The organism is Flavobacterium aciduliphilum, from assembly GCF_003268855.1.
Taxonomy (GTDB): domain Bacteria; phylum Bacteroidota; class Bacteroidia; order Flavobacteriales; family Flavobacteriaceae; genus Flavobacterium; species Flavobacterium aciduliphilum.
This window is the reverse complement of record NZ_QLSZ01000009.1, coordinates 56,413-73,433: the sequence shown is the minus strand read 5'-3', so window position 1 is coordinate 73,433 and position 17,021 is coordinate 56,413. Positions and strand designations below refer to the sequence as shown.

Annotated in this window: 14 protein-coding genes; 5 read left to right on the top strand and 9 right to left on the bottom strand. The window is 35.3% G+C overall.

The window, feature by feature from the left end; genetic code table 11:
- Window positions 1–24 precede the first annotated feature (24 nt).
- Window positions 25–1,488, bottom strand: coding sequence for a TonB-dependent receptor (locus CLV55_RS10040; protein ID WP_112113663.1), 1,464 nt, complete (start codon window positions 1,486–1,488; stop codon window positions 25–27).
- A gap of 181 nt (window positions 1,489–1,669) precedes the next feature.
- Between CLV55_RS10040 and CLV55_RS10035 the strand changes: the two genes are divergently transcribed.
- The 3 genes from CLV55_RS10035 to CLV55_RS10025 are packed head-to-tail and all read left to right on the top strand — an operon-like array spanning window position 1,670 to window position 3,430.
- A complete protein-coding gene (locus CLV55_RS10035) occupies window positions 1,670–2,440 on the top strand; it encodes an MBL fold metallo-hydrolase (RefSeq protein WP_112113662.1) in 771 nt (256 codons plus the stop codon).
- A complete protein-coding gene (locus CLV55_RS10030; protein ID WP_112113661.1) occupies window positions 2,437–2,928 on the top strand; it encodes a hypothetical protein in 492 nt (163 codons plus the stop codon). Before CLV55_RS10035 ends, CLV55_RS10030 begins: the two co-directional genes overlap by 4 nt.
- Before the next feature lie 10 nt (window positions 2,929–2,938).
- Window positions 2,939–3,430: a hypothetical protein gene (locus tag CLV55_RS10025; protein ID WP_112113660.1), complete on the top strand. Its 492-nt coding sequence runs from the start codon at window positions 2,939–2,941 to the stop codon at window positions 3,428–3,430.
- A gap of 2 nt (window positions 3,431–3,432) precedes the next feature.
- Here CLV55_RS10025 and CLV55_RS10020 read toward each other — a convergent pair whose 3' ends face one another.
- On the bottom strand, window positions 3,433–4,077 hold the full coding sequence (locus tag CLV55_RS10020; protein WP_112113659.1) for an alpha/beta hydrolase: 645 nt from the start codon (window positions 4,075–4,077) through the stop codon (window positions 3,433–3,435).
- A gap of 210 nt (window positions 4,078–4,287) precedes the next feature.
- On the opposite strand from CLV55_RS10020, the gene CLV55_RS10015 reads away from it, so the two are divergent.
- Together CLV55_RS10015 and CLV55_RS10010 are read left to right on the top strand one after the other, a co-directional pair.
- The gene (locus CLV55_RS10015; RefSeq protein WP_112113658.1) at window positions 4,288–4,818 is read left to right on the top strand and encodes a hypothetical protein; all 531 of its coding nucleotides are present in this window, start codon (window positions 4,288–4,290) and stop codon (window positions 4,816–4,818) included.
- On the top strand, window positions 4,815–7,340 hold the full coding sequence (locus tag CLV55_RS10010) for a T9SS type B sorting domain-containing protein (protein WP_146739559.1): 2,526 nt from the start codon (window positions 4,815–4,817) through the stop codon (window positions 7,338–7,340). Before CLV55_RS10015 ends, CLV55_RS10010 begins: the two co-directional genes overlap by 4 nt.
- Here the strand turns inward: CLV55_RS10010 and CLV55_RS10005 are convergent.
- The 7 genes from CLV55_RS10005 to CLV55_RS09975 all read right to left on the bottom strand — a co-directional run bounded on the left by CLV55_RS10005 (window position 7,337) and on the right by CLV55_RS09975 (window position 16,897).
- Complete coding sequence (locus CLV55_RS10005; protein WP_112113656.1) at window positions 7,337–7,663, bottom strand: hypothetical protein; 327 nt, start codon at window positions 7,661–7,663, stop codon at window positions 7,337–7,339. The two genes, CLV55_RS10010 and CLV55_RS10005, sit on opposite strands and share 4 nt — an antisense overlap.
- A complete protein-coding gene (locus tag CLV55_RS10000; protein WP_112113655.1) occupies window positions 7,663–8,916 on the bottom strand; it encodes a dihydroorotase in 1,254 nt (417 codons plus the stop codon). Before CLV55_RS10000 ends, CLV55_RS10005 begins: the two co-directional genes overlap by 1 nt.
- Window positions 8,913–10,841: a vWA domain-containing protein gene (locus CLV55_RS09995; RefSeq protein WP_112113654.1), complete on the bottom strand. Its 1,929-nt coding sequence runs from the start codon at window positions 10,839–10,841 to the stop codon at window positions 8,913–8,915. Before CLV55_RS09995 ends, CLV55_RS10000 begins: the two co-directional genes overlap by 4 nt.
- 135 nt (window positions 10,842–10,976) lie before the next feature.
- The gene (locus tag CLV55_RS09990) at window positions 10,977–12,323 is read right to left on the bottom strand and encodes a DEAD/DEAH box helicase (protein WP_112113653.1); all 1,347 of its coding nucleotides are present in this window, start codon (window positions 12,321–12,323) and stop codon (window positions 10,977–10,979) included.
- 84 nt (window positions 12,324–12,407) lie between these two features.
- Window positions 12,408–12,767 (bottom strand): hypothetical protein, encoded by a 360-nt coding sequence (locus CLV55_RS09985; protein ID WP_112113652.1) that lies wholly within the window; start codon window positions 12,765–12,767, stop codon window positions 12,408–12,410.
- A gap of 402 nt (window positions 12,768–13,169) precedes the next feature.
- Window positions 13,170–14,864 carry a WG repeat-containing protein gene (locus CLV55_RS09980; RefSeq protein ID WP_211306491.1) on the bottom strand — a complete coding sequence of 565 codons (1,695 nt, stop codon included), beginning with the start codon at window positions 14,862–14,864 and terminating at the stop codon, window positions 13,170–13,172.
- Window positions 14,865–15,106: 242 nt separating this feature from the next.
- Window positions 15,107–16,897 carry a BamA/TamA family outer membrane protein gene (locus CLV55_RS09975; RefSeq protein WP_112113650.1) on the bottom strand — a complete coding sequence of 597 codons (1,791 nt, stop codon included), beginning with the start codon at window positions 16,895–16,897 and terminating at the stop codon, window positions 15,107–15,109.
- Window positions 16,898–17,021 lie beyond the last annotated feature (124 nt).

Genomic DNA, 17,021 nt, shown 5'->3' with positions numbered 1-17,021 from the left:
AAGTCAGCATTGCTGACTTTCTTATTAATGTTTTTCTAAAACTCTGCTCGGGTTATATCCGAATAATTTATGTCGTTTTATTAAATCAGCAGTGCCTTTTGGTAGCATTTTTTCCCACCCAGTCATTCCAGTGCTGATCATTCGTAATACATCTCTTGAGAAAATTCGGAGATTATCTTTGTCATAAACAGGAACATCAACCACTTTACCATTGTATGCGAAGAATTTATATAACTCTTTCATACGAGGATGTACTTTTAAGTTTTGGGAAGTGATGATTTCACCTTCTTCTTCCATAGGATATAAGTAAACTTTCAAATCTCTGTAAAACAATTTTCCAAAAGCCTCTAGAATGCCGCCACTCAAATGTCTGTAGTATTTTTCGTCAAAAATATCAACCAAATTATTTACACCCATCACCAATCCCATACGTGCCTTGGTATAATTTGAGAAATATTCTACGACTCTATAATATTCTTGGAAATTTGAAATCATAACGGTTTGTCCTAACGAACATAAAAGTTCCGCACGATCCATAAAATCTCTCTCGTCGATTTCTCCTTCAGAACGTAAATTGGAAAGGGTAATCTCAAAAATAACAAAAGTATTGTCTTTGTCTACTTTGTTTTCTTCAACAAACATTTCGAGCGATTTTTGATACATATCCATATTGACATTTGTCACAGGTCGGAAACTTCCTCTCAAAGCAAGAATGTTCTTTTTATAAAGTACCGCAGCAGGCAAAATATTATGTCCATCAGGGCCAAACATTACGGCATCTGTCATGCCATTTTTAACCAATTGTAAACTCATCAAACGATTGTCTACAATAGCAAATCTTGGTCCAGAGAAATTAATGGTATCGATTTCTAATTGGTCTTTGTCTAAATGGTCGTAAAGATAACGGAGTAGTTTTTTTGGATCGGAGTATTTGTAATATGCACCATAAATCAAGTTAACTCCCAAAATTCCTAGTGTTTCTTGTTGAAGCCTAGCGTCGGTTTCTTTAAAACGAATGTGAAGAATGATTTCGTTGTATTCTTCGTCAGGTTCAACTTGATATTTAATTCCAACCCAACCATGACCTTTGAATTGTTTTGCAAAATCAATAGTTGCTACGGTGTTAGCATAACTGAAAAACATCTTATTAGGATGCTTTGTTCGATCGAGGCGCTCTTCAATGAGGCTAACTTCATGGGTAAGCATTTTTTTTAACCGACTCTCAGTAACATATCGGCCATCGCTTTCTATACCATAGATGGCATCACTAAAATCCTTATCATAGGCAGACATCGCTTTAGCTATTGTTCCAGAAGATCCACCAGCTCGAAAAAAATGTCTAACGGTTTCTTGTCCTGCGCCTATCTCAGCAAAAGTTCCATATATATTTTCGTTCAGATTTATTCTGAGAGCCTTGTCTTTTGTAGAAGGAATGTGTTCTATAACTCTATCCCCTTTGAGTTTGATGTCTAATCCTAAATTTTCCATAATCGCTATTATTTCGCAAAGTTAATAAATTAGGTACGTTTGCAAAAGATTAATTAGGCTATTTTTACTTGTCAATTGGTCTTGTGCTTTGTAGGTTCTAAATGTATCCATCAAAAAGTATGCTAAATTTATTTTGACTACTTTTGCACCAAATTTTTATAGTAATACTATAACGCTGAAAATGAAAGTTTATTTTTTAGGGACAGGTACTTCTCAAGGGATTCCAGTAATTGGGAGCCAACACCCCGTATGTTTTAGTTCGGATGCTAAAGACAAACGTTTGCGTGTTTCTGTTTGGGTTTATGACGAACAAAATTCAGTAGTTATTGATTGTGGTCCTGATTTTAGACAACAAATGTTGCGCGCGCAATGCCCAAAAATAGATGCACTATTATTCACTCACGAACATGCTGATCACACTGCAGGTCTAGATGACATTCGTCCTTTCAACTTTAAACAAGGGGATATTCCTATATTTGCCCATGCAAGAGTATTAGCCAATTTAAAGAAACGATTTGATTATATTTTTGAAACAGAAAATAAATATCCAGGAGCACCCTCGGTAGTCGAACATGTTGTAGTGCAGAATATTCCATTTACAGTAGGTACTTGGTCTATCGTTCCCATTCAGGCTTGGCACGGAACTCTACAAGTTTTCGGATATCGAATTCATAATTTTGCTTACCTAACAGATGTAAGTTTTATAGAAACGTCTGAAATAGAAAAATTAAAAGGATTAAAAGTGTTGGTTATTAATGCATTGAGAGAAGAAAAACACCATTCGCATTTTAGTTTGCAGGAAGCTTTAGATTTTGTAACTTTGATTCAGCCAGAAAAATGTTATTTAACACATATTAGTCATTCACTCGGATTTCATGAAGAAGTTCAAAGTAGGCTTCCTAAAGGAGTCTCTTTGGCCTACGATAATTTAGAAATTTCAATAGAATTATGAAGAAACAATTGTACTTATATTTATTCCTCGTAACCACGATGATTTTGTTTTTTACATATATGTATTTTACCAAACAAATAGAATTTGAAAGGAAAAATAGTAAATTAATTGAAAAAAGCATCAAAGACAGTCTCATGACATACATGAATAAAGTTAGCGAAGCAGACTATTTTTCTCTCGAACAAAATCAGCATGCTCAAGATTACTTCGAAAAATACTCTATTCAAAAATTGATTCCACAAATCAAGGAAGCCTTGATCGCTTACAATGATAGTCCTAAAGGCAATATATATACGGGTCAAGAAAAAATGGGTGATCAAAAATTCATAATCAATAAAGTTAAGGTCTTAAACCATCGTTGGATTATTGCTGATTATAGTAATGGTCAGTTGTGGGGTGATGTTTTAATAAAATATTTTGTTGAGGATAATGGTACCATTACATTCCAAGTGATGGATACGTTTCTTTATCCACAAGAACAATACTAAATAATAAAAAATGTATAAAAAGATTTTTCTAATAATATGGGTGTTGGTTTCGTTTGTTTCTTGTAAAAAGACAGACAGTCCTCAATCTAATGTCGACAAAAAACAGCCTAAGGATTCAACTATAGTAGGAGCCGACCAAGATGAAAATGGATGTCTAGCCTCTGCAGGTTATACGTGGTCTAAGTTAAATAAAGAATGTGTTAAAGCTTTTACAGGAATTCAATTAAATCCTGTGAATAATGCATCGACAGAAGATGTAACACTTTGTGCTTTTGTGCTTTTTAATGAAAGTGGTGATAAAGCAGAGGTCTTTCTTCCAGATGAAAAGTCAATTATTTTAAGCAAGACAGCACCTAAAACGTGGGCGTTTCAAGACTACCAACTGATTCAAAGTAATGGGTTTTCATTGCTTAAAGCAGGTGTAAAGGTATACACAGGCGATGCAGAAATGGGAAGCAAAGTGACGGGTAGTGATAATCCAGGGGAAGAAGGTCAAGAATAATTTTAACCTTCAAGCAACCAATTCTTGAAATCATAAAAATTTTGTGGAGCTACGCCATGTCCCACGGTGTATTCTTTGTATACAATATCTATGTTGAGGGCTTGTAATTTTTGATATGAATTTTGAGCCCATGATACTGGGATTACCTGATCTACAGTGCCATGAGAGGCAAAAATACGTAATGTGCTCAAATCGTTTTTCGCATAGTCCTCAGTCGCTATCTCTTCATTAAAATAGCCACTCAAAGCTACTACTCTTCTTATTTTAGTAGGATAGGAGACTGCTATAGCATAGCTCAAAATACTTCCTTGGCTAAAGCCAATTAATGTAACATCATCTGCTTGTAGGGGATATTTTGCAATAAGGTCATCAATAAAGGCGACAATCAAATTACGGGATTGTTGGGCCTGTTTGTTATCTGAAAATTTGTTTTCATCAGCGTCAAAATGAATGGCATACCACGCATAGCTATCATGCATCATTTCATAGGGAGCTTGTAATGAAATAATATAACAATCGTTTGGCAATTCAGAAGCGAATGAAAATAAATCTTTTTCATTACTACCATATCCATGAAGTAACAGCAATAGGGGATAGCGGTCTTTATTTTTTTCAGTAGGCTCTTTAATTAAATAGTTTAAAGTCATTTAATTTGTTTGATATTAGTTAATAAAAATGTATTTTTGTTAAAACAAGTATTTAGTCTTCTTTAAAAAGAAAGCCTAAAAGTATAAAAAATCAACGAGTTTACTCCATTGAAAAACCAAATACGATATATTATTTTTTGTTTTTTTTGTTGTCTGTTCCTTGTTCACGGGCAGCACACGCTTTCTATATCGTTTGGAGAATCGATTCACTTGAAAAAAATACCACAAAATACTCTATTTACGATTCATCTAGGAACAAAAGAAATACTTCTAAACGAAAGTACCATCAATCAATATGTTTTTGAAACACCCGGAAAGTATACCATAGATGTAACCACACCAAAACAAGACCATTTAGAGGCTTGTTCAGGGCATAAATTTCCACAAAAAATCTTTGTTACCGTGTACTCAGTTAAATGTACATTTCGATCTGAGGAACTCGTTTTTTCTAAACCTATAAAAAAAGGAATCGAATTACAAGGGGAAATACTATCAATACCCATTGATGTGAAGACGTATAGGAATCAGGAAGTGAGTAGCGACATAGGAACGGTTTCTACCGCGGGCATTGGAATAACCATTAAGGCAACACCCTCGGAGAATCAAAAAGTATTTCATACAGGAACATATACTATAACATATCAATTACAAGGAAATGCAGCACAACAGGGTGTTATTGTATTCGATTTTATAGACCTCAATCACAAGGTACAATCCATACCCATAAAAATTGAAAATTGAAAAGTTTTATAAAAATAGTATGTTTTTTTGCTATCTCCTTAGGGATGATGTGGCATACTTATGCACAATGTGTAGAAACCTCGTGCAATTCAAATGCGGGAATACTTTCCAATGATGATGCAGCGACTATTGCCTATGATAATATGTGTTCTTCGTTTCATTCATCATTCATTAAGGAACCTTCAGGTACATGGAAAGTATGGGGGGAATATTTAGGCAATGATGGGGTTACAAATGTTTTGTCACCTATCAATTTTGATGTTACTGCTTATCCTGCTTTGACGGGAACTATTTATAAAATGGCATTAGGTTCAAATTTCGGACTTAATGTTCAATTGATTGTTTTGACTTCTGATGGATTATTTGTATTAGGAACGGAGGGAACAGTTTTAGATGATGCCCTTACAACTTCTTCAACATTTCAAAAGTTGATTGTCGATAATAAACCAGATGGCTTGCCTTTTGGAGTTGTTCCCGAACAAGTAAAAATGATGTTTGCATCTTCTGGAACTTTGCTGATAACAACGTGTCAAGGAGAGGTTTTTGCTTTGGCTCAGAATGCATTAACTCGTGGCGATGGAGGCATAGGAAACGCAACTCAATGGAGTCAAGTGAGGATTAATACAACAGAGCCACTCACCAATATTATAGTGGCCAGGGGTTCTTCAGCAACAGGTTTTGCCTTGAAAAATGATGGAACATTATGGACCTGGGGTCGTCAAGCCTTTTTAGGTGATGGGTCACAAAGTGCCAACCAATATTATGCTACTCAAATGACTCTACCTGCTGGCCTTACAGGTGTTAAAATGATTCAGGCGACTTCAAATGAAAATTCAATGTCTTCCTATGCAAATATCTCGTATTATATTCTAGGTACAGATAAAAAAGTTTACGCTTTGGGTGATAATGAATATGGAGAATTGGGTGATCGTACTGCTGTAACTAGAACAGTATGGGTCAATGCCTTAAATCCTGATGGTTCAATTATTACCGATGCAGCCTGGATTTCAGGGAATGAACATGATGAAAATTTTGCAGCTTTAGCGCTTATTAAAACCAATGGAACTATATATACTGCGGGTTGTAACAGTTATTATATGATTGGTAGAGCAGATGGAGGAGATATTATTGATGGAGGGATTAACTATCTCGATGTACCGCTTGGAATTTCAAGTTCAGATAGTATTTCATTTGCTGAAGCAGGAGGACATACATGCGCACTTATCAAACAATGTGCTTCAAAATATGGTTATGTCGGACACCGAGTGAGAGGATCAATAGGGGATGGGTCTTCTTTAAATGAAACTATTCCGTCTTATGATTTTGTCTCGCCACCAGAAATTACAGTATGTGGAACTCAGTTTATCATGCCTACAATTACTTCCAATGGTACGATTTGTCCAGGTGAAAATGCTATTTTCTCTATTGTAGGATATCCTGGAGATGTTTTAACCTATACCATCAATCAAGGGGGTACTCAAACTGTGACGCTTGCTCCAAACGGAACCGCTCAGGTTATTGTAAATCATGTAACGGTTTCGCAACAAATTAATTTTAGTCATTTAACGAGTACAGTAGGGTGCTCCTACAACGTATCGATTACCAATTGGGTTACTATTAAAGCACCTATATTTACACAAATGCCACCAATTTGTCAAGGAACTTCTGGAATATTTTTACCTACTACTTCTGATAATGGATTTTCAGGAACATGGACACCAACATTCAACAATACTCAAACCACAACTTATTTTTTCAATCCAACTGCAGGAAGCTGCGTTTCTACAACACAAATGACGGTGGTTGTTATTCCTAAAAGCACCCCACTTTTTACTACGATTAATACACTTTGTTATGGAAACAGCACACAATTTAGTTTACCCTTGGTATCAGATAATGGTATAAAAGGAACATGGTCGCCCGATATCAATCCGTTTCAAACGACAACGTATTTATTCACACCCAATGAGGACCAATGTGCGGTACCGACAAACTTACAACTGACTGTAGCAAATCAATTGGATTTTGATATTGATAGCTATTGTCAAGAAAATAAGCTTTATATCAAGATTAGCGCCCATAACTTTAATCCAAATACGGCCGCTTTGCAATGGACTTTCAATAATTTATCTATTGGAACTAACGAATCAATAGAAGTAACAAATTACTTCAATTCAGACACTGCCTCTTATACATTTTTACTGAGTGTTACAGAAGTCAATGGATGCTCACAAACAAAATCCATAACGCTTAGCAAAAATCATTGTGACATTCCCAATGTGATTTCACCTAACAACGATGCTAACAATGATTCGTTTGATTTGACTGCTTTTCAGGTTAAAAAACTTGAAATTTATAACCGTTGGGGGAAGAAAGTGTACGAAAAAGAAAATTACCTTAATGAATGGCATGGTCAGAACGAAACGGGAGGACTATTGCCCGACGGAACATATTTTTATGTGATTGATTTTTATTCCGAAAGTTCCTCTAAGTCGGGTTGGATTTATATCAAAAACGATTAAAACGAACGAAACCATTTTTGATACCCTTTTCCTAATAGCGGCAACGGTGTAGTTTCTCCTCGAGCAGCAGTAAAAACCCCGTAAATAGTTAGAATAGAGATAAATATCCACATGGAAGCGGCAATCATTAAGTTTTCAAAATGACTAATAGAAAGCCCTAAGACTACAAAAGTTAAGGATAATCCCAAGCCCTGTCGAATATGAAATGACGCAAAAGCATTTTTTTTATCAGCATTGATTGATATCGCAATTAATGCCCCTACAATTAAAATATAACTTATAATTGCAGTTGATTTTCCTTCTTCTATGAGTTGTTTGTCCATTATGCTAGGGTTAAAATACCTTGATGATAGGTGCCTATGACGCGTCCTTTCATGGATTGATTAATAAAGGCTGAGTTTTTGGATGTAGATAAAATATGTTGTGCAGTAAAAGTCCAGTCCGAATCGGGTGTAAAAAGAGTTATATTTACGTCATTTCCTTCGCAAATAGGTGTTGATTTTATGTTAAAAATAGTCCTTGCAGCCGTTAGTTTTTCTATTGTTTTTTCTAAAGGAAGTACCGTTAAAAGGGCACCAAAAGTGCTTTCTAAACCAATCGTTCCCTCTTTTGCTATATCAAATTCTACGTTTTTATCTTCGATCGAAACAGGAGTATGGTCAGAAGTGATGAGGTCAATGGTATCATCCAAAACGCCCGCGATTAGAGCCATTCGATCATGTTCACTTCGTAAAGGAGGTGAAATTTTAAAATTCGTATCAAAATCCGTGAGTGTTTCTTCGGTCAAAACCAAATGATGTACGGCGACACTACACGTTACAGCAATCCCTTTGGCTTTAGCGTCTCGAATCAATGCAACCGATCCAGCACTTGACACAGTAGGGATATGAAGCTGTCCACCCGTATATGCTACAAGAGCGAGGTTTCGTGCCACCATAAGTTCCTCTGCAATGGCTGGAATCCCTTTCAATCCCAATTGGGTAGCAACAACTCCCTCATGGACAATCCCTTTTCCTTTTACCATTGGGTCTTCACAATAGGCCATGACTAATCCATCAAAATCTTGTACGTATTGAAGAGCAATTTTTAACACATTCGAATTCGTGCAATTTTTTTTGTAATCGCCAAAGGCAATGGCTCCCGCATTTTTCATATCAAACAGTTCGGCCAAATCCTTTCCTTCACTATTTTTGGTCATGGCGCCGATAGGAAATAATTCTGTGGAGCAACCTTGTGCTTTTTGCTGGACAAACCGAATTAAAGCTTGGTGATCCAGAATAGGAAAGGTATGGGGTTGAAGTGCAATGCCTGTGAAACCACTTTTCGCAGCTACTGTTAATCCGTGTGGAATCGTTTCGCAATCTTCATAACCAGGTTCTCCAAAAGATACGCTGCTGTCAAACCAACCCTGAGAAAGATGTAATCCAGGATGGCTAAATTCTTCATAATCTTTTTCAAGAGGCAAATTTTTACCAATTTTTTCAAAACGATTTTGGTTGATTTGAATATCGACAACCTGATTGTGAAAAGGATTTTTACTGTCGATTATTTTTGCCGCTCTGATGATGATTTTCATTTTACATATTTTTGAATTAATACCTCAAGAACCAAAAATAATAGAGTGAGATACATAAACCATTTCCATATTTGATTGTCTGCTCGATTGGCATGAAGTGTGTCAAAAATATGGTCTACACTACTAATTTCTTTGAAATCGGAGGCCACATCATCTTGAACTTGGGTAATGTCACTCTCTATTCGATTGTAATTAAAACTAATGTGATCAATGGTCTTTTTATTGTTTAAAATGGTATAATTTCCAGCTTGTTTCGGACTTTCTTGAAAAGTCAATTTTATCTTATTGTTCAAGATTTGTTGCAAGGGAATAAAACGTTCTGAAGTATTTTGAATCGTTAAAATTTCGTCTTTTCCTATTACACTCGTTACAATATAGGGGGTGCTGTTTCCAATAGTCATTGCTGTAATTCCAGCTTTTTGTGCATTTTGTCCCATTTTGTAAAAAGTTGGAACCACGAGAGGCGAAAGTAAAAAATTACTATTCGATTTGTTAAGAGGAGCTGTAAAGATGTAAACAGCAGAAAGACCATGTGGTACCGCAGATAAAAAGGGAGATTGATCATTATATTCTAACAAGCTCGGCGCCGATTGGTCTGTTGTAAAAGATTGTTTGGTGAAAGGATATTGAAAATTTGTTACTTTCTTTTCAAAAACACCTGTGAAAAGAGGATGATTATAATTAATAGTCGTTACCATTTTTTCAAGGCCTGTCAAAGTCTTGAATTGCACGCCTCCTATTTGCGCTAGAAAGGCATTGCAATTTGCTAACGTACTAGTTGCATTTGGAATAAAAATTACGTTTCCACCTTTTTCAGCAAATGCTTTTAATGTGGTTTGAAGCGCTTGTGGAATTTCTTTCAACTCGTTGAGTACAATCGCATCTTGTTTATCAATAAGGTTGTAATCTAAGGTTTCAAGAGGGAAGTTGGTATAATTAAACTCGTCCGCTTGATAAATTTTAGCAAGAAAAGAACTTTTCTCTGCTTCTCCAATACTCAAAACACTGCTTTTTTGTGGTTTCGAAAGCGAAAAATAATATTGATTATCAAAGTCCAAGCTGTTGTCACTGATGGTAACATATCCGTGAAAGTCTTCTTTTGGGATGGTAAAAGGAACTATTTTAGAAGCACCTTCAAATGAAATCATGGTTTTTGCAACCAATTTAGAATTGTTGTACAAGGCGATAGGCAAATCTTCGACCTCAGCGCCATACGCATTCAATTTGACTCCAATTTCATAAAAACGATCCATGGTTTTCTGAATAAAAACACTGTCAATCGATACGTTATTCGTTTTTTCTGCTTCTGGTAAAACAAAATAGAGGTGTTCATCTTCTTGTATGCCTTTCGTCTGTTCAGGTTTAAGTCCGACACCATCAGTAATGACTACGATATCTTTTTGAAATGCCGATTGGTGCGATTTTATTTTTGCCAGAAGTTGGTCCAATTGAAAAGGAGTAGCACTATAGGTCAAACTTTGTAAATCCTTTTGTATCGATTTGATATCGGTATTCCAATAACTATCACTACATGTTATCAACGAAAAATTAGCTTGTTCTGGAGTGTGTTCTAATAAGTCTTGTACGGCACGTTTAAGGAGTTCTCCTTTTTTTCCTTTGGCTTGCATACTATAGGAATTATCCAATATAATATACAATTCATTCTTGGCATGTTGACTGTCGGTTCCTTTGAAAAAAGGCTGTGCAAAAGCAATTATTAAAAAAGTCAGCAATAACAAACGTGTAGCAAGTAGAAGGTATTTTTTAATTTTGGAACTCTTACGAGTTTGAATGGCAAGTTCTCTTAAAAATTTTACATTAGTGAAATGTTCTGTTTTGAATTTGCGCAATTGGAACAAATGAACCAAGATTGGTACGATGAGCGCACATAAAAAATAGAGAATTTCGGGGTATTTAAATTGCATTTCCAATTAGAGTTTACGCACAAAGTTTGATTCTAAAAACGTTCCGTGTTTTTGATTTGTCAAAAATAGCAAAAAGTTTAAAAATGTAAAGCCTATCCGATGTAAAAGTTCAAACAAAACCATACACATGTTGAGTTATTTTTTCTTATTCTTAGCTGCTTTTTTTCGTTCAGCGCCTCGGTTTCGGGGTTCTGTTTTTCGAGGTTTGGTTTTACTAGGGCCACCCAAATTGACTTTCTGATTCTTTTTTGCCTTTTCATGAAACGCAGCACCGCCTTCCATCTTTGGTCTTTTTAAAAGTTGCTTTACTTTTTTGCGGGCTTTTTCAAATTCCAACAAGCGCTCAGCAACTTCAACGTCTTCTGGAAAATCTATAAAAGTGATTTCTTTTTCCATCAAAATCTCAGCTTGAATTTGAATTTCTTCTTCCTTTGGACTGATGAAACTGATTGCGATACCCGATTTATCGGCACGACCTGTACGACCAATTCTGTGAATGTATTGTTCTGGAATTTCAGTAAACTCAAAGTTAATGACATGAGTCACATCCGAAATGTCTAATCCTCGTGCCATCACATCGGTAGTGATGATGCCTCGCAATTCGCCTGCTTGAAACGAGGCCATCGTATTCAAACGGTAATTTTGAGATTTGTTAGAATGAATCACACCAAATTGTTCGGGATATTTTTCTTCAATACTAGTAGCAATCAAATCTACCGTTTTCTTGTTGTTTGCAAAAATCAAGACCCTCGACATGCTGTTGTCTGTAGAAAGCAAATGATTCAACAAATTGAGTTTGGTTAAAAAGTTGGGAGTAGCATACCCTAATTGTTCAATTTTTTCTAATGGCGTTCCCGAGGGGGCTAGCGAAACTTCTTCGGGCAATTCAAAAAAGTCTTCCAACATTTCATCAACTTCATCGGTCATGGTGGCAGAGAAGAGGATGTTTTGCTTTTTGGTGCGCATCATAGACAGCAAGGAAGTCACTTGAAATCGGAATCCGAGATTTAGGATTTCATCAAATTCATCGATGACCAATTTTTGTAACGAATCAAAACGCACCACATTGTCTAGTGCCAAATCCATTGTTCTTCCTGGTGTTCCCACCAAAATATCGACACCTTCGTATACTGCTTTTTTCTGGGTATTGATGTTTACACCACCATAAACACCAAGGGTTCGCACCGACATGTATTGGGTTAATTGTTCAATCACATCCACAATTTGAACCACTAACTCACGAGTAGGCACTAAAATAATCACTCGTGGAGCATCGGTTGCAGCAAACTTCCATTGTTTAAGTAATGGTAATAAATAGGCTAAAGTCTTACCAGTACCGGTTTGCGCAATTCCCATCACATCGCGTCCCGACATAATTACAGAAAAAGACTTTTCTTGAATAGGCGTTGGGGTAGTCAATCCCATTTCGTCGACGGCTTTTTGTAAAGATTTAGGAAGATTAAATTGCTCAAAAGTATTCATTGCGTAGTATTTTTGGCAAAGGTAGGGAATTCTTTTTTGGGATGGAAAGCAACAATATCTATAGCTTTAATTTACTCTTAAAAATCACCCTTTCAACTTCATCAACAATTCGTTTTGAATTCTCAAGGTGTTATTTTCCTCTTGAAGCATATTGATTAGTGCTTTCATTTCGTTTTCTTTCGAAATTCTTTCGGTGTCTTCCACTTCATTTTTGGTAAAATCTGAAGGTAATTGAATTGCTAAATCATGCAAAAAGTTATGTTTAACAGCATGGCAAATGTCTATCAAAATACCTGTTTGCATGCTTGGACTTTCTATAAATCGTAAAATAGAAATTCCTTTTCTATTAATTTTTCTTCCCAATTCGGTCTTAGAAATTCGGTTTTTAGTAATATAAATTTCTATTAATTTACCCGTGTCGATGTTGTTTTGGCTTAGTTTCATGTTAGTTACATTTTTAAATAGGAAGCAAGATACAAAAAATAGTTTTCAATTTGAAACATTTTGTATTATTAACTTAGCTTTTAGTTTCATTTATAATATTTTTTATTTTAGTTATGAATTTTATAGTATTATTAATAATATTTTTTAATTCAATAATAAAATTATTTGTGTTTTATATGAAATTTTTAATTTTATAATTAAAATATTTTAATTTAAGTATTATGCTTTTAATTTCATTAATGAAATTTTTAACTTCCTAAATAAAATTTTTAACTTCGTAAATGAAACTTTTAACTTCATTAAGTTATTTATTATCTAAAGAAGTTGTTGTATAGAAGTTGTAAAAAAACAACTGATAGTCTAACCAATTTAAAAACAGAAAACTAAATAGTACCGTTTTTACTACTTGATTGTATGTCCATTTTCATCAATCACGATTTCTGTTCCAGCAAGTATGACTTTTGCTGAGAGTTTATGGTTGGCATCATAATTGAAATCGGTGGGTTTTTCATAATAGAAATGGGTGATTTCTTTTCCAAGCGAATTGATATACCCGTATCCAAAATCAATTTTGGCAATGCAAAATCCGTTGCGATAGTGGTAAACTTCATCATACTTTATGGGTGTAATTTCTTTGCCTTGTTTGTTTAAAATGCCATATTTATCTTTTATTCTAACACGATAAAACCCGTAATCAATGGTTTCAATTTCATCATAAATAAACGACGACATGAGGTTGCCCTTTTCATCGAGTAAGCCAACTTTTCTATCTCGATTGCTTTTATCATTTGGACTGATACTTGTTGCCACAATGGTATTATCAATAGTAAAGTATAAATCATTATAGGTACACGGAATTACAACAATTCCTTTGTTGGTAAGGACGCCGTATTTTTTGTCTTTTATTAAAGTACCCAATTCATTTCTAGATTCCTCCCAAATAGCGTCATATTCACATGGAAGCACTACTTTACTATTCAAATCAATCAAGCCATATTTAGTGCCTTTTTTTACAGTAAAGAGTAGGTTGTTCCAATCATAAATTAAATCGTAGCCCTTTCCAATTTCTTCAAAATCTAAATTCAAAATATAATGTTTGTTGCCATCGCTAAAGGCCGTTGTTCTATAATACTTGTTGTAGGGGTTTTGAGGCATCGCACCATAGTTAAACTTCGAAATTTCATTTCCGTTTTTGTCTAATGCGCCACAACCATCAGTTTTACATGCCCAATATTTTCCAGAAGGGTAGTAGTTCTCAATTATATCTTCAAGATTTCTGTAAATCGGTTGCGTTTTTAGTTTAAAATGCGCATCGATAATTCCGTAAAAAGTGTTGTATGGGTCTTGATTATCAATGGCTGCTTTAGTATAAAGATAAAAGTCATTTTTGTAAAGTAAATCAGAATATATAGTTGCTAAAAGTGTTTCTTCTTTGTAATTTATTAACCCAAATTGGTTGGCTTTTTTTATTCGTAACACATTTTCTTTCAACGGAAGCAGTGCTTCAAATTTGGGTTCAATAGTAATGTTGTCGTTTTTAAATCCCCATTTTCCGTTGCGTTGCATGGTATAACTGCTAATCACCTCGGTTTCGTTATCCCTAAATCCATAACTTGTTATGTTGTAATTGTAATTATACGATTGTATGCCATCATAAATAACGTCCAAAACCGGAGTTCCTAAAGTGTCAATGACGCCCGCTTTATTATTTTCAGTAACATAATAACGATAGCTTCCGTAGGAAGGATAATTGGATTTAGCTTCATGCTTGGAGGTTATTTTTCTCAAATGCGTCAAAGTCAACATGGGTTGATCACAAGCAATAAAATCGGTGGCTTTAAAAGGCACTCTTCTAAGATTGTATTGATGTAAAAGTTCGCCTTTTTCATTTCTTAATATGAGGGTATTGTGACCGTAATTTCGAGGTCTTATGCTATTGATGGGTCTGATACCGTCTTCAAAATCAACTCTGGCTTTTTCATAATTATTATAATCGATTTCAATCATTTGAATACCATTATGAAACTTGTAGTAAATGGTGTTTGGACCTTTCTTTTCTGCGTCAAAAACCAATTGAGGTAGGACAACTTGACCCATTGATTTCATGCAAATCAACAGAGCAAAGAAGAAAAATGAGTGTACTTTTTTAGTCATAACATTACCATTGGAAGGGTAAAACTATAAATAATATTCTAAAAAAAAAGCAGTCTACTTTAACAGGATATTAATTTTGTGTGCCTTTGATACTAGTAAAAATCTTAAAATCAACTTAAAAAATCAAAATTCAACTTTTCAACTTCTATCTTCCAACTTTTTATAAAAGATGTCACGAAACAACACTACTGATAGGGCACTACATAAGGTTGTCCAATTTGAAAGTCGTGAAACTCAATGTTGGAATTTTGAAATGCATTGGTCTTGATGATGTTGCTGCCGTCAATAGGCAAGGAGGGATAGTAAGAAAAAGACAATTGAAAGCTACTAAACACCAAATAACTGTTGTTTACGAGCATGCCAACCCCAATTTGAGAATACATTTTGTTTCCAAAAAACACGTTGTTTCCTTCGTCTAAAAAGCCTAGAGTGACATTAAAAAACGGGCTAAAATTAAAGCCATACCAGTTTTTTTGATTGTACATTTGGGTCTGAAAGGTGGTCAAGAATTTTTTGGTTCCAATGAGTGGTGCACTGTTAAAACCAGGAATACCATTGACATCAACCAGGGTTAAACGGTCTTTGCTGGTGTCGAGACGGTTACTGCCCAAAACCAATACGGGTTTTATAAATTGTCTGAAGTGCCAACTTCCCAAAGGAATTAAATCGGTAAAATAATTGGCTTCAATTTTTAGGGTGGTTTGCTCTCGTTTCCCGTGATTGAAAAACGTGCCATATTCAACATTGCCTTGAAGATAGCCAAAGGTAAAATAACTCCCATAGGAAAATCGACTTCCCAGATAAGGTCTGTTGGTATTGTTTTTATTTTCTACTCCACCGGTAATGGAGAGTACTTTTCCATAGGGAATGTCTTCTACGGTGCCAAAACGAAACAGATAGGTGTCTTGATAATACCGCTGACTCGAAATTCCCAGAGTAGCCAAGGCCGTCTTGGAACTGGCAAAATAGCTTATAGGGTCTAGGGTCACATCGGGTCTGTTTAAATAGGACGTGTTACTATACCCCATAGCAAAAATGAGATGCGACCCTATAGCAAACTCAGAACGCGTTCCGAAGATGTTAAAGGCATGTGCGCCCCAACCCTCGTAGGTTTTGGTTTTGAAATTTTGCAATACAGCAGTTTCATCAACAGCTATTACATTTTGCGAATAAGCATTATAATTATAATAAAATCCTCCAGCCCAATGCGTTAAGGTGGAATAAAAAGGGCGATCAATTCGAACGCTTCGGTAGGTGTTGTCGTTCAAATCGTTTTTGGCTGCCAATGTGGTTCTTATGTAGGTGTTTTTAAAATTAGGTACTGTGTATTTGGTGTCATAGCCCAACGGTTTGGCGGTATTGTTGGTAAAACTTTTAAGATAATTAAAGTCCAATTCATGTCCCAAACCAAAAATATTTCGTTCTGTAAAGTCCAAATTAGCTTTACTACTAGACGTGGCGCCAGTGACAATGCCACTCCAAGTGTCAAGAACCCGCACAGAAACATCTATGGTATCTTTGTTGTTTTTTAGCGGTATGGGTACAATCACCACGCTGCGCACATAGCGTTGACTTCGAATGAGACGTTCCGATTCTTTTATCAAGACAGAGTCTAAAACTTCATGTTTTTTGAAGAGCAATAAATTTCGAATTGTCCATTTTTTGGTTTTTATATGCAGGTCATTTCCCAGTCGTTCTATTGCAAGGCTAGGCTTTAGTGTGGGGTCTGTTACAGAAAATCCGAAGGGGTCGAAGGTTTCAATCTGGATGTTTCTAATGATTTTACCAGAATATTTGGAATAGTCATGGGCCACAAGGATCGAGTGTTTTTGCTTTTTCTGAATGTTTTTTTCTTCAGAAACATCGGGTTTAAAAAGGAGCTTATGTACCAATCGAAATAGAGGACGGTTATCGGCGTAGGTTTCAATTTTTTTGTAAAGACTATCCGATTTTGAAGACGGGTTTGTCTGTGCCATCAGTGGGTGATAGCAAAAGAGAATAAATAAAACACAAACAATCGTTTTCAATACCGTTCTTTTTTCAAAACAGGATAAATATACATGTTCCAAAATTAAAACTGAAACTTTTTAACAAAACAAA